Source organism: Archangium lipolyticum (genome assembly GCF_024623785.1).
Lineage (GTDB): Bacteria > Myxococcota > Myxococcia > Myxococcales > Myxococcaceae > Archangium > Archangium lipolyticum.
Window position 1 is genome coordinate 310,885 of record NZ_JANKBZ010000002.1, and the last position, 13,712, is coordinate 324,596.

Genomic DNA, 13,712 nt, shown 5'->3' on the forward strand with positions numbered 1-13,712 from the left:
GGGAATGACGGACGAGAAGCCGATGGGTCCCTCGTGGGGTGAGGGGTTGGAGGACCTGGGGGAATTGGGCCAGGGAGGCATGGCCCGGGTGAGGCGCGCGCGGGATACGCGGCTGCGGCGCGAGCTGGCCGTGAAGGTGCTCGCCCCGGAGCTGGCGGAGAACCCGGAAGCGGTGCGGCGCTTCCAGGAGGAGGCGCAGGTGACGGCGCAGCTCGAGCACCCCCATGTCCCGCCGGTGCACGAGATGGGCCTGGCGTCCAACGGCGAGCATTACTTCTCCATGCGGCTGGTGGAGGGGCGCACGCTGGATGCCATCCTGCGCGACCCGGACTTCGACGTGGAGGACGAGGCGCGGTTGTTCCGCGTGCTGCAGGTGTTCCTCAAAGTGTGTGACGCGGTGGCCTTCGCGCACAGCCGGGGCGTGGTGCACTGCGATCTCAAGCCCTCCAACATCATGGTGGGCAGCCATGGCCAGGTGTACGTGATGGACTGGGGCATCGCGCTGCTCAACGAGCTGGGAGAGCGCCCCGTCAGCGTCGGCCCCGAGGAGCGGCGTTCCTCGCGCACGGGCAACGTGATGGGGACACCGGGGTACATGGCGCCCGAGCAGGCGCGCGGTCACCACCACGCGGTGGATGCGCGCACGGACATCTTCGCGCTCGGGGCCATCCTCTACCGCATCCTCACGGGCCGGCGGCCCTACTCGGACTCCACGGGGAAGGAGGCCTACAGACGTTCCCTCTACGCGGAGGTAACGCCTCCAGAGGAGATGGCCCCGGACAAGCGGCTGCCGAGGTGGTTGTGCGCCATCGCCATGCGGGCCCTGTCGTTCGGACAGGAGGAGCGCCACCCCCGGGTGGAGTCGTTGCAGGAGGACGTGGAGTCCTACATGCGGGGCGTGGGGCGCTACCCGCTGAGGTCCTTCGGGACGGGACAGGTCATCGTCCGCGAGGGCGAGAAGGGAGAGCGGGCCTACGTCATCCACCGGGGGCGGTGCGTGGCGTACAAGCTGGTGGGAGGGCGGCGGCAGGTGCTGCGCGAGATGGGGCCGGGGGACATCTTCGGGGAGACGGCCATCTTCGCCTCGCAGGTGCGCACCGCGACGGTGGAGGCGCTGGAGGAGACGGTCGTCTCGGAGGTGGGCCGCGAGGCGTTGGAGCAGGAACTACAGATGACGTTCATCATGAACCGGGTGGTGCGCTCGCTGGCCCGGCGCTTCCATGACGTGGACCGGAGGACGAGCGTGCTGGCCGCGGAGGTGGACGCGGCCCATCTGGCGCGCGAGGTGTTGCTGCACCTCAACTTCCATGGCACGGCGGTGTCGGGCGAGGAGCGCGCGGCGCCGTGGCGGCCCCTGTGCGAGCGGCTCATGCGCCAGTGGGGACTCTCCGCCGAGCAGCTGGCCACCGCCGTGCGCGCCGTGCCCCAGGTGTCGCTGGATGAGGCTTCCGATCGCATCACCGTGCGGGACTCCCGAGAGAGCGAAGCGGAGCATCCCGTCCCAGGGCGATGAAGGGAGCCCAGGCGTAGGGATGAGGGTGGGTCTGTCGCAACTCCAGCATGGCCTCGCGCAGTGCCGAGACGCGTGGCTTGCCCGCTAGCAGGTGCCGGTAGTAGCCCTGCATGAGCTGCCGGGTGGTGTCGTCATTCACCTTCCACAGGCTGCTCACCACCGTCTCCGCGCCCGCGGAGATGAGGGCTCGCCGCAAGCCATAGACGCCCTGCCCAGACTTCACGTCACCGCGACCGGTTTCGCAGGCGGAGAGGACGACCAGCTCGGTACCCCAGAGGTCCAGGCCCGCGAGCTCCAGCGCGGTGACGAGGGAACTCTCCGGGGAGTGGGGCACCTGGGCGGCGGCCCCGGAAAGGACGAGGCCGGAGCGCAACAGAGGGTCGGGCGGGTGCTGGGTGGGGGGGCCTTCCGAGAGGGCGCCGGAGAGGACGACGGCGCGAGCGCCCTCGGGCGTGGCGGAGTCCTCGAGGAAGAAGCCGTGGGTGGCGATATGCAGGACGCCTGGAGTCGGGAGTGAAAGCAGTCGCTGCTTGGAGGCTGCGGAGCCGAGGAAGAGCTGGGCCTGGGGGAGCAGCAGTTGAATGGCTTCGGCTTCCTGGCGGGTGCCAGGCAGAGGCACCCAGGTGCGAGAGGCGACGTCGGCCCGGAGGGTGGAGAAGAAACGCTCGGCGGACGAGGAGCGCGAGGCCAGAGAGGACGGCTGTTGCGGTGCGCCGGGGGCCGAGGCGGGGGAGGCGCCAAAGTCCGGGTCCGCGAGGACAACGACGGAGCGGGAGGGAGCAACGTCCTGGGGACGGGGCAGCAAATCCTTGCCGGAGGTGAGGTAGGTGAAATGGAAGGAGTCCACCAGGAGGCCCTTGCCGTCGTGGAGGGCGGCGAAGGGGACGAGGTTGAGCTGGCCGTCCGGGGAGAGGAAGAGGCGGCGGACGTTGCCCAGCAGAGGCCGCAGGGGGCGGAAGGCCAGTGAGTACAGGGCCTGGGCGGGGCCCTGCCAGGCGGCATCACTGCTGGCCAGTGCGTCTCGGAAGGCGGAGGCTGCCTGGTCAATGGCAGCCGCGGGTCCGAGGTCGACGGTGCGGATGGTGGCGTTGGGAAGAAGCACCAGTGCCAGGTAGCGAAGCTCGCCAGTCACTTGGGACTTGGGCGTGCCGGGCCTGGACACCACCGGGCGGTCCTTATAGGCGACGAACTCGACGAGGGCGCCGTCCCTGGGGAGAGCGGCGGCGACGCGATCGACGATTTGCGCGGGGCCGGGGAGCGCGGTGAGGGCGCGCAAGGGAGCGGAGTGTCTGGCGAGCTGGGTTTCCAGGGCGTCGCCCTGCTCGGCCAGGGACTTGAGGCGCTGTTGGTAATCAGCGGAGGAGAGGGCGCCTGGGCCCTGGTGCGACAGGGTGGCGAGTTGGGTGCGCAGGCCGCGCAGCTGCTCGAAGGTGTTGCGGTCCTCCTCGCCGAGGCTGAGGTAGATGGTGCGGGAGGTGTTGGTGGTTTCCTCGACGGAGCGGCCCTTTCGCAGCAGGACGGAGGAGAGGGCCAGCCGCCGCACGCGAGCATCGCCCGGGTGAGTGCGCAGCAGGGCGTAGAGGGACTCTTCCTCGGAGCGGAGATGTTGCAGGAAACTCGTCAGACGCGACTCGGAGAATTCGAGTCCTTCCTGGCGCAGGCGCAGCTCGGAGATACGGAAGACGCGCGTGAGGAGGGAGAGGGCCTGGGCACGTTGGTTCTGGGCAAGGCGGAGTTCGGCGAGGCCTTCGAGCGATTTCGCGACGTTCGGGTGCTGCTTGCCGAGGGCCGCTTCCCGGATGTCGAGCGCGCGCTCAAGCAGAGGCTCCGCCCGGCTGTACCTCCCCTGCTCCTTGTAGAAGTTGGCGAGGTTGTTGAGCGAGCCGGCGACGTTCGGGTGCTGCTTGCCGAAGGCCGCTTCCCAAATGGCGAGCGCTCGCTCATACAAAGGCTCCGCCCGGGTGTACAACCCCTGCTCCTTGTAGAGGTTGGCGAGGTTGTTGAGCGAGGCGGCAACGTCCGGGTGCTGCTTGCCGAGGGCCGCTTCCCAAATGGCGAGCGCGCGCTCATACAAAGGCTCCGCCCGGTTGTACCTCCCCTGCTCCTTGTAGAGGTTGGCAAGGTTGTTGAGCGTTTGGGCGACGTTCGGGTGCTGCTTGCCGAGGGCCGCTTCCCGAATGGCGAGCGCGCGCTCAAGCAGAGGCTCGGCCCGGCTGTACGCCCCCTGCACCCTGTAAAGGTTGGCGAGGTTGTTGAGCGAGGAGGCGACGTCCGGGTGCTGCTTGCCGAGGGCCGCTTCCCGAATGGTGAGCGCGCGCTCGAGCAGAGGCTCCGCCCGGTTGTACATCCCCTGCTCCCAGTAGAGAGTGGCGAGGTTGTTGAGCGAGGTGGCGACGAGAGGGTGCTGCTTACCGAGGGCCGCTTCCCAAATGGCGAGCGCGCGCTCATACAGCGGCCCCGCCCGGCTGTACACACCCTGATCGCTGTAGAGGATGGCGAGGTCGTTGAGCGTCAGGGCGACATCCGGGTGCTGCGTGCCGAGGGCCGCTTCTTGAATGACGAGCACGCGCTCGTACAGCGGCTCGGCCCGGCTGTACCTCCCCTGCTTCCAGTAGAGGTTGGCGAGGCTTCTGAGCGCCAGGGCGACATCCGGGTGCTGCGTGCCGAGGGCCGCTTCTTGAATGACGAGCACGCGCTCATACAGCGGCTCGGCCCGGCTGTACCTCCCCTGCTCCTTGTAGAGAGAGGCGAGGTTGTTGAGCGTTTGGGCGACGTCCGGGTGCTGCTTGCCGAGGGCCGCTTCCCGGATGACGAGCGCGCGCTCGTACAGCGGCTCAGCCCGGCTGTACTTCCCCTGCTCATTGTAGAGGACGCCGAGGTTGTTGAGCGAGGCGGCAACGTCCGGGTGCTGCTTGCCGAGGGCCGCTTCCCGGATGGCGAGCGCTCGCTCATACAAAGGCTCCGCCCGGTTGTACAACCCCTGCTTCCAGTAGAGGTTGGCAAGGCTGTTGAGCGTTTGGGCGACGTCCGGGTGTTGCGTGCCGAGGGCCGCTTCCCGAATGGCAAGCGCGCGCTGAAGGAGTAGCTCCGCGCGGGCATGGCCCCCCTGCTTCCGGTACAAGTTGCCCAGCAGGTTCAGGTTGGCGGCGACATCCAGATGCGAGTCACCCAGCACGGTCTCTCCGAGCTCGAGCGCTTGCTCCCCCTGGTTGATGGCCTCGGCGTACTTGCCAGCCTTTTCCAGCTTCTTCGCCTCCTCGAATGCTGTCCGTGCCTCGGACAGCCGTGGATCCAGCTGCTCCTCTCCTACCGCCTTGCCCGCCGCACAGAACAGAACGGCCGCTGTCATCCATCCGAGGAACCGCCACATGCTGGCACTCCGTGGTTCAATCGCTCGCCTGTCAAAGCTCGTTTCATCCGCAGGTCCACCCTCCCGGGTCAGGAGGGCGTGCCCGGCTCAGTACACCCGGTTGCGCAGCAGCGCCGCCCCGGGGCTCACCCCCGCGCGCTGTACCGTGCATCGGTCCCCGTTGCCCAACTCCACTTCCTGACCCGCCTGGAAACGTCCGGGGCACTCCCGCAGGATCGTCTCGAGCGCGCGCCTGTCCCGGGTTCGAGCCAGGCAGGAGGCTCCGTCGGCGGCCCAGGTCGCCTCGAACGAGGCTCGCTCCGGGTCCCACGCCGCCGAGCGCTCCGTCGTGGGCGCGAGCACCCCCAGCCTGTCATACATGTCGATGGGGGTGTCCTGGCGCGTATGGCTCAGGCCATTGCCGCAGTAGTCCGCGCGCGCCATGCGCGTGCACGCCTGGTGCAACTCGGCCAGCGAGTGCCCGTCGTGGCTCGCCCACGGCTTGTAGCCCCAGCTGATGCACTTGGTGATGGCGCCATTCTCGCACGCCAGGGTGAGCTTGCCCTCCACCGCCTGGTGTGCCCCGCCTGCATCCCACACCCCGCTCACCGCCAGCGCCCGCGGGTCGGGTGTCTGGCTGGTGCCCACACATGGGTTCTCCCACCGCCGAGCCAGCGGATTCCACGCCTCGATGCGGTACCACACCACCTCCGGGTCTCCAGGCGAGGGCTCGGCGCCGCACACCGCGACCTCCACCGGCTTGCCGTCGCTGGACGTGCCTTGGAGCACCGTCCCCACCAGGCTCCTGGAGGCCTCGGGAGCGGCCACCAGCCGCCCTCCCACCAGTCGCAGCGAGGGCACCTCGGGAGACACCGGCATCAACGGGGCCAGGTCCACCGAGACGAGCACGCTTCGCCGCTCGTCGGGCTCCTGCCGGTCGCCCCATGCACGCCGGGTGCCCCACAGCATGGTGCCTTGGGGCCACACGGCCCGGTCGGGTGCACGGCCCTGGCAGCGCCGTGCGTACCGCTCGGCTTCGGATAGCGGGGCCACGGTCAGCCCCGGGCTCGGCTTCTTCTGCGTGGGGGTGCTCGGCTCGCCGGCAAACGCAGGCCCGGCGAGGACAAGGCACAAGCCGGCAAGTACGGGCTTCCTCATCACGCTCTTCATGGCATTCCTCCCGTGGGGAGCGCTGGCGGCAGGCCAGTGTCCTCCCTTCTGTGGGGCTAGACACATGCACGCGGCGGGCTATGCACGAATTCGTACCTGCTCCGCCTCCTATTCCTTGGGGGGAGGAGCGAGAGAGAGATGAGGAGCATCCCGTTCCAGGTCGATGAAGGGAGTCCAGTCGTAGGGGTGGGGATGGGTTTGCCGGTTGGGGGACTCAGGCGTGCCGGGCCAGGGGAGCGCGGCGGCGACGTGGTCGACGATGGTGCGGGAGGTGTTGGCGGTCTCCTCGACGGAGCGGCCCTTTCGTAGCAGGACGGAGGAGATCGCCAGCCGCCGCACGCTGGCATCGCCCGGGTACGTGCGCAGCAGGGCGTAGAGGAACTCTTCCTCGGAGCGGAGATGTTGCAGGAGCCTCATCGCCACTTCCAGGTGCGAGTCACCGAACCTGGCCTCTTCGTGCTTGAGCTCCTGCTCCAACTCGAGCATGAGCTCGGCTTCCGAGCGATTCTCGAGCCTCATTGCCTCATAGGGCATTCGTGCCTTGGACAGCCGTGGATCCGGCTGCTTCGCCCCCGCCGCCGCCTTGCTCGTTGCACAGAGCAGAACGACCACAGCCGTCCATCCGAGTATCCGCCTCATGCTGGCTCTCCGTTTGCCCTGGCTGGACACAGGCACGCGGCGAGCTATGCACGGATTCGTACCTGCTACGGTCGAGGGGCGAATGGCGCACAGACGCGCACGCCGATGAGGACGTCACGCTGGGTCGGATCGCCCGCCGTGCGGTTGGCGACGCGGGCGCCAAACTGGTCGTAGTACCAGGCGCCTCCACGCAGGACGATGCGGCCGAGGTCCGCCGTCGCGGGCCTTGTCAGCTCGAACGCGTTGCCCGCCATGTCGAGCAGACCGAAAGGACTCGCCGAGGCCGGATGGGCGCCGACCTCGTCGGGCCCGAAGGCCGTGGACTCCCGTCCGTACGTCACATCGATGTTGACGTCGTCGGGCCGCAGCCGGTCGCCATGCGGGTAGGTGCGGCCGTCGGCGCCCCGGGCGGCACGCTCCCACTCGAGCTCATTGCACAGGCGCGCCCCGGGCATCCGCCCGGACTGGTCGAGCCAGTAGAAGTACCCCTGGAGGTCCTCGGCCGAGATGCCGGTCAGGGGCAGCTTGCGCCAATCCACCGTCTGTCGCTCCTCGCGGCCGGGGTAGCGGATCGGCTCCCCCTCGCGCGCCGTGAGGACGATGTCGTTGGAGCGGCGGAAGGAAAAGGTCCAGCCTCCTCCTGGTTGCTGCCGCAGGGTGACGGCGCCGGCGGTACTGAAATGTGGCTGCTCGAGGACGCGCCGGGCCTCGGCCCCGGGGGGCAGCGTGTCGAGGTAGTCCAGCCAGTCCTGGAACGTCACCTCCCCGCGCCCGATGAGGTAGCCCTCGCCGAGGCAGAAGCGGTGCAGCGGCGCGGCGCTCATGAAGATCCGAACCTGCTCCGGGTCGGCGCTGCCCAGCAGGAAGCAGCCAGGAGGAATGTAGACATAGCCCTCGGGCACGGCTTCGGGGAGCACGAGGTGAAGCTGCTCGCGGCCGCCGCGCGTGAGCAGCAGGGGCAGGTCGACGGGAGCACGGCCAGGACGCGTCACGCGCAGGTGATAGGAGCCCGCGGGGAGCGGCGTGGGGGAGAGGGGCGTGGGACCGTGCTCGCTGACAGGCTCGCGGCGCAGCACTCCCTGGGCGTCGCGGACGTAGCGCTCGATGGCGACCTTCGCGCCAGGGGGCTCGGTCACCAGCTCGAGCTCGGCCGGGGCCGATACCCGCTGCCGCCACTGCGCTCCATCCCTGGCATCTTCGATCAGGTGCTCCAGTCGCTGTCGCAGCTCCTCCTGCGCTCCTTGCTGGTGGAAGCTCTCGGCGAGCAGCAGGCGCTCGTAGGTGACCCGCAGAAGCAACTCGCGCGCCTCGTCCTGGGCGTGCCCGCGCTCGAGCGCCCGCTCCAGGGAGCGGGTGGCGCGAGCGTAGGCCCCCTCCGCTTGCTTGAGCCGGGTGAGCGTATCGCTCCAGCGCTGTTCGGCGATGCGCCGGGAGTCCGCGGGGTCCTTTCCCCCGGCGAGGCTGGAGGAGGCAGGGGGATGACCGTCGAACCACGCGAGCGCCTCCTCCCGGCTTGCCCGCCCCTGCTTTCCGAAGGTGGTGCCCTCGTCGAGTGTTCCGCGTGCCTCCTGGAGACGCGCGGAGACGAAACTCTCGTCGTCCAGGTATTTCTGCAGACGGGAAGCACCGTAGATGACGGCGAGCACGAGCGGCACCATCAGCTGTGCCAGGCGCCGCCCCCAGCGCCGGAGCCTCGCGGCGCGGGAGGAGGCGAGCAGGAAGGCCCGTTCGCGCACCCCCAGCGTGGAGGGGTCCAGCGGGAGGGCCTCGTCGAGCTGACGCTGGCCCCACAGCGCCTCCCGGGGACGCGACAGGCGCTCCCATTCGGTGCTCGCCGCCTCGATGCGCTGACGCACCGCGCGGTTGCCAATGTCGTTGTCGAGCCAGTTGCGCAGCGTGCCCCAACTGGTGAGGAGCGAGTCGTGGGCGATTTGATACCGGGCCTCGCCCGCCGCGGTGCTCGCGTGCAGCAGCCGGCCCTCGACGAGCACTCGCAGGGCGGTGCTGGTGGCCGCGTCCTCCGCCGTGCCGAGCTCCCGCTCACCACCCTCTCCGCGCGTGCCCTCGGCCGTCACCAGCCGCAGCAGCAGGCGCCGTGCCGCCTGCAGCCCTGTTGGGTCGAGGCGGGCGAGCACCCCATCGGCGTGCCGCGACAGCGCTCCGGCGACCCCGCCCATCTCCTCGAGGGCCGTCCGGGTGATGCGACCGTGCACCGGGTCGTGCCGCCGCCAGAGCTCGGTGAGCGCGAACTGGAGCAGCGGCAGGCTGCCCGCGCCCTGTGCCGTGGACGAGACGAGTGCCTGGATGAGCTCGTCGGACTCGAAGACGACGCCCTGGGCGCGAGCGGGGCCGACGATGGCCTCGCGCACACCCTCGGCGCTCAGCGGCCGCAGGATGTAGAGCCCTCGCTCGGCCTCTTCGCCCAGCCCCGGCAGCGCGCACACGCGCGTGAGGAAGTCGCCGCGCACCGTCAGCAGCACGCGCACGCCCGTGGAGGGCAGGGCCAACTCGCCCAGCAGCAGGGCGAAACGCTCCGCCTGCTCGGGCTCTGCCAGGGTGATGAGCTCCTCGAGCTGGTCGATGAATAGCAGGAGTGCGCGCCGGCCCTCGTGCGCCTCGCGCAGCGCCTGCCCGAAGCCGGTGGGAGTGGAGGAGAACGCCTCGAAGAGCTCGGCCTCCTTGCGATGCAGCAGGGGCGCGAGCGCGGCGGCCAGGGATTGCAGCGGGCGGCGGCCGGGGCAGAGCGTCACCGTGGTGCACTCACGGCCCTGGTCCAGCTCGCCCGCGGCCACCCGGGGCAGCACGCCGGCGCGGCACAGCGAGGACTTGCCCACCCCGGAGTCCCCGGCGACGAGCACCAGGGACTGACGCTGGAGGCGCTCGATCAGGGCGCGGATGTCGTCGTCGCGTCCGAAGAAGAGTGCCCGGTGGTTGGCCTCGAAGGGGGCGAGGCCGCGATAGGGATTGCCGGTGGCCAGGGGCGCGGACGCGTTGTTCTTCTCCAGCGGCTCCAGCAACTCGCAGACCCGTTCGGCCGAGGCGAATCGCTCGGAGGGGTTGGGCGCCAGGCACTGGTGGATGAGCGCGGCGAAGTCCGGGTCCATGCCCTCGGCGAGCCCGGCCGGCACGGGGGCGTCATGCGGCTCCTGGGCGGGAGCCCGGCGGCTGAGGCGGGCGAGCAGTTCCTCCTGGGCACGTGGCAGCCGGTCCGTGCACAACTCATGGAGCACGAGGCCCAGGGAGTAGATGTCACTCCGAGGTGTGGCCGAACCGCCACTCAGGAGCTCGGGAGCCATGTAGCGCGGTGTGCCCGCGAAGATCCGTCGGCCCGAGGGGAGCGAGTCGGCGCTACGGTCGAAGCGCTCGGCCAGGCCGAAGTCGAGCAGCTTCACCTCGCCCCGCTCGGTGACGAGGGCGTTGGTAGGTTTGATGTCGCGGTGCAGCACCCCTTGGCGATGCGCCGCCGCCAGTCCCCGGGCCAGGCCGAGCCCCAGCGCGAGCGCGCGCCGCCAGGGCATCGGCCGGGGCAGCTTCGCAAGGCTCTGGCCAACGACATACTCGGAGACGATATAGGCGTGCCCCTCGATTTCACCGACGCGGAAGACGGTGACGACATTGGGGTGTTGCAGGCGGGCGATGGCGCGGGCCTCTGTCTCGAAGTTCGCACGGACCTGGGGGGTGGGCTGCTCGGAGGCGATGAACTTCACCGCCACGAGCCGCTCCAGGGAGGTGTCCTGCGCCAGGTAGACGACGCCCATGCCGCCTCGGCCGATGGGGCGTATGAGGCGGAACTCGTCGAACTGGGAGGGAGGCGACCAGGGCTTGCTGGCCGGCGGCACTCCACCGGGCACGGGGCTGTCGCGTGGACCCGCTCTCTCCATCGTGAAGGTGCTGTCGCTCAGGGATTGGTGCTTCGCCTCGGGGGGAGCGCCTTGCACCGCCAGGCCGCCGCGCGCGACCGTGGCGAGCAGGGCACGGCAATCATTGCACTGGGCGGCGTGACGATGGGCGCGCGCCAGCTGCTCTTCCGGCAGACGGCCCTCCATCAACTCCACCATCAGTTCGTCCGTGAGGCAGTCGCTCGCGTCGGATCCGCCCTTGGGTGAGGCTTTCGGTCTCACGGAGTTCATCGACGTGGATTCCGGTGAGGGCCCGAGGGTTGTTCCGCGGGAACTCGGCTCATGGCGATGCGAGGCGGAGTGGTAGGCTGTGGAGCATGACACAACCGCCGGAACTGGTCGCCACGTTCCTCACCCACGCGAGAGGGCGCCTCGATGCGTCCGTGGAGGCAGACGCACTGGAGGGGCTGCTGCGTCGCGTGTGGGAGGATGTCCGTGCACCGTGGCCAGAGGTGGAGCTGCCCGCCGAGAAGTTCATCCGGCACCTGGCCGAGCGGCTGCCCGAGACGGGCTCCGAGGGGCAGCTCGTGTCACGGCTCGAACAGCTGTCCTTGCCGGAGCTCTATCTCGCGTGTGCATGTGTGCAGGGTATTGCCAAGGCCACCGAGGCCTTTGACAGGCACTACCTGTCGAGGCTGCCAGGGCTGCTTGGATATTTGAGGCAGCCAGCGGCAAGCATTGACGAGGTCTGCCAGCTGACACGGGTGAAGCTGCTGGTCCACACGCCCGAGGGGCCGCCCCGGCTCAACGACTACACGGGCCAGGGTTCGTTGTTGAGCTGGGTGCGAATCACCGCGGTGCGTATTGCCCTCAGGGTGTGTGCCCTGGACAAGCCCGCGCCTGACGAGGGCGTGGTGGAGGTGCTCGAGTCGCTTCCAGCGCCGGGGGATGTGGAGTTGGACCTCATCCGGCGGCGCCATCACGCCGAGTTCCGCCAGGCCGTCCGCGAGGCCTTCTCCACGCTGTCCATGGATGAGCGGCACCTGCTGAGGCTCCACATCGTGGACCAGCTGTCGACGGTCGAGCTGGGAGCGCTGTTTCGCGTGAACCAGTCCACGGTCTCTCGCTGGTTGAAGGGCGTGCGGCAGACGGTCTTCAACGAGACCCGGCGTCGGCTGCAGGCGCGGCTGGGGCTCTCCGCGCGCGACTTCCAGAGCTTCCTGGCGGCCCTGGACAGCCAGCTCGAGCTGGGCATCAGCCTGATTTTCGGCGAGGAGGACGCGCAGGCCCGGAAGTGAGCTCCAGGAGGAGCAAGCGTGCTTCACTCGGCCGCTTGATGGAGGAGCGGCGCGTGGTGCGCTCGGCCCTGATGCGCGGGACGCTGCATTTGGTCACCGCGCGTGACTTCCTGAAGTTGCGCCCGGTGCCGCAGCCGGTCCTGGAGCGTCTTCACAACGGATCCTACGGGCGTCGGTTCGAGGGGCTGGATGCCCACGAGGTAGTGGCCGTGGGTTGTGCCCTGCTTGAGGAACAGCCGCGCACCAGCGCGGAGCTGGGCAAGCTGCTGCTTTCGCCGCCAGCGACGCGGAGAGTCACGACGTGCGGATTCGACCCTTTGGAGTAGGTGGAACTACAAAGTCCTGGTCCTCATGCACTCTGCCCGCATAGGCTGCCGCCATCCATGATGCTCTCTACCTTGGTACGCGTGCTCGCCGCGTGGCTCGTGCTGCTTCTGTCGCCAATGGCCGCTGCCAGCGATGACACCACTTCCTCCGGGGCCGCACCGCGCGCTCTGGATCGTGTTACGGCGGGAGAACTCTCGGAGATGTCGCCTGCGGAGCGGCGAGCTCTCTTCCAGGAGGCCGCGCCGGGAATTCCGATGCCGGCCAATTTCGGCACCGACGAACTTGATGACGCTCAGGAGGAAATCAGTGGCCAGTACTACCAGGGGATGGCCGATACGCTGCGGGTGCTGAGTCAGACATCGGCTGCGAACGCGGCTGCTTTACCGCCTGTGTCAAAGCCAGTCGAGCTTGCTGCGCGGGGCGCGACAAGTGCATTCGGAAATCTGTCGCGGGCTGCCGAGTTTGGAATCAAGCCGTACGGAGAATTACGGAGCATCCTCCTGGGATCCGGTTTACGGGCACATCACTTGATCGAGCAGAGGTTCGCGAGCTTGATGGGGCAGGACGCGCGGAAGATGCTCGCGATCGCAGTGACGCCGGCCGAACATCAAGCATTCACGAACGCGTGGCGCCAAGTCATCCCCTACGGCCAGGGCACTGTGAGCGCCACGCGGCAGCAGGTGCTCGACGCAGCGAGGCAGATCTACTCACGCTCGCCCGAAGTCTTGAAAGCCCTTGGGTTGTAGGAGGCAGACGATGCAGATCATCCATCGCGTCTCCATCTCTTCAACGCCCGAGATTCGTAGCGAATTGGCGGCCATGGGCGTCGTCGTGGGGGCGAGCGGGCTGGTGACCTTCGAGGTCGACGAATCCTTCGATGCGTGGCCTGCTCTACAACAGTGGATAGCCAGGAGAGGGGCTGTTGACATCGTCAGCACGAAGTTCTCGAAGAAGGAACTTGGCGATGCGCGATGGTTCGCACTGGAGCCGGACTGGCACCACGGATACCCGCAGCCGGACGAGGGTCGCCTTGGCTACCGGGAAGCTACCTTCGAGGTGTCGGATTTCTGTGAGCAGTGTGGCATTGGATTGAAGCAGAAGGCTCCCTTCCAGATGAAGTCCGAGCCGAAGTGGGGCCGCAACGGCATCCTTCAACTCCACTGGGTCTTCGACGAGTTCTTCGTGATGCCGGAGGTCTGGCGCACTGTCTTCCATCCGAACGGAATCGGTTGCCGGCCCGTTCTCGACGCGAAGGGCGCCGAGCTGAAGACGGTGGTACAGCTCGTCGTCCGGGAGGAAGTGGGTGTAGGAGTGGAGGGGCTCACTGCGGAGCGGTGTGCACGCTGTGGCCGCGTGAAGTTCCTCCCTGTGACACGAGGTGCCTTTCCTCCACCCGCGAATGAGCCTTCAGTCCGGATGGTGAAGACCCGGGAGTATTTCGGCAGTGGAGCGTCGGCACATAGGAGGGTCCTGGTTTCACAGGACGTGGTCCAGGCGCTGGCCGCGGAGAAGGTGAGGGGAGCGTCGGTGCGGCCGATAGCCGTGCGTCTGGATCGCGGATGATGCTGCTCGACAAG

At 68.6% G+C, this 13,712-nt stretch carries 9 protein-coding genes; 5 read left to right on the forward strand and 4 right to left on the reverse strand.

The annotated features are described in order from the left end of the window. Positions 1 to 4 precede the first annotated feature (4 nt). Positions 5 to 1,513 carry a serine/threonine protein kinase gene (locus NR810_RS04950; protein ID WP_257448434.1) on the forward strand — a complete coding sequence of 503 codons (1,509 nt, stop codon included), beginning with the start codon at positions 5 to 7 and terminating at the stop codon, positions 1,511 to 1,513. Here the strand turns inward: NR810_RS04950 and NR810_RS04955 are convergent. The 4 genes from NR810_RS04955 to NR810_RS04970 all read right to left on the reverse strand — a co-directional run bounded on the left by NR810_RS04955 (position 1,458) and on the right by NR810_RS04970 (position 10,792). Next, positions 1,458 to 4,883, reverse strand: coding sequence for a CHAT domain-containing tetratricopeptide repeat protein (locus NR810_RS04955; protein WP_257448435.1), 3,426 nt, complete (start codon positions 4,881 to 4,883; stop codon positions 1,458 to 1,460). The two genes, NR810_RS04950 and NR810_RS04955, sit on opposite strands and share 56 nt — an antisense overlap. 87 nt (positions 4,884 to 4,970) lie before the next feature. Next, positions 4,971 to 6,032, reverse strand: coding sequence for an ADYC domain-containing protein (locus NR810_RS04960; protein WP_257448436.1), 1,062 nt, complete (start codon positions 6,030 to 6,032; stop codon positions 4,971 to 4,973). Positions 6,033 to 6,140: 108 nt separating this feature from the next. Then, positions 6,141 to 6,671 (reverse strand): hypothetical protein, encoded by a 531-nt coding sequence (locus NR810_RS04965; RefSeq protein WP_257448438.1) that lies wholly within the window; start codon positions 6,669 to 6,671, stop codon positions 6,141 to 6,143. Positions 6,672 to 6,736: 65 nt separating this feature from the next. Beyond that, positions 6,737 to 10,792, reverse strand: a complete 4,056-nt coding sequence (locus tag NR810_RS04970) for a bifunctional serine/threonine-protein kinase/formylglycine-generating enzyme family protein (protein ID WP_257448440.1) — start codon at positions 10,790 to 10,792, stop codon at positions 6,737 to 6,739. Between the two features lie 95 nt (positions 10,793 to 10,887). On the opposite strand from NR810_RS04970, the gene NR810_RS04975 reads away from it, so the two are divergent. From NR810_RS04975 to NR810_RS04990, 4 genes are read left to right on the forward strand one after another with little or no spacing between them, the layout of a single operon-like run. Further along, positions 10,888 to 11,808, forward strand: coding sequence for a sigma-70 family RNA polymerase sigma factor (locus NR810_RS04975; protein ID WP_257448442.1), 921 nt, complete (start codon positions 10,888 to 10,890; stop codon positions 11,806 to 11,808). Beyond that, the gene (locus NR810_RS04980) at positions 11,805 to 12,134 is read left to right on the forward strand and encodes a winged helix DNA-binding domain-containing protein (protein ID WP_257448444.1); all 330 of its coding nucleotides are present in this window, start codon (positions 11,805 to 11,807) and stop codon (positions 12,132 to 12,134) included. The genes NR810_RS04975 and NR810_RS04980 overlap by 4 nt, the downstream gene beginning before the upstream one ends. 57 nt (positions 12,135 to 12,191) lie before the next feature. Beyond that, positions 12,192 to 12,881 (forward strand): hypothetical protein, encoded by a 690-nt coding sequence (locus NR810_RS04985; RefSeq protein WP_257448446.1) that lies wholly within the window; start codon positions 12,192 to 12,194, stop codon positions 12,879 to 12,881. 10 nt (positions 12,882 to 12,891) lie between these two features. Further along, on the forward strand, positions 12,892 to 13,698 hold the full coding sequence (locus NR810_RS04990) for a hypothetical protein (protein ID WP_257448448.1): 807 nt from the start codon (positions 12,892 to 12,894) through the stop codon (positions 13,696 to 13,698). Positions 13,699 to 13,712 lie beyond the last annotated feature (14 nt).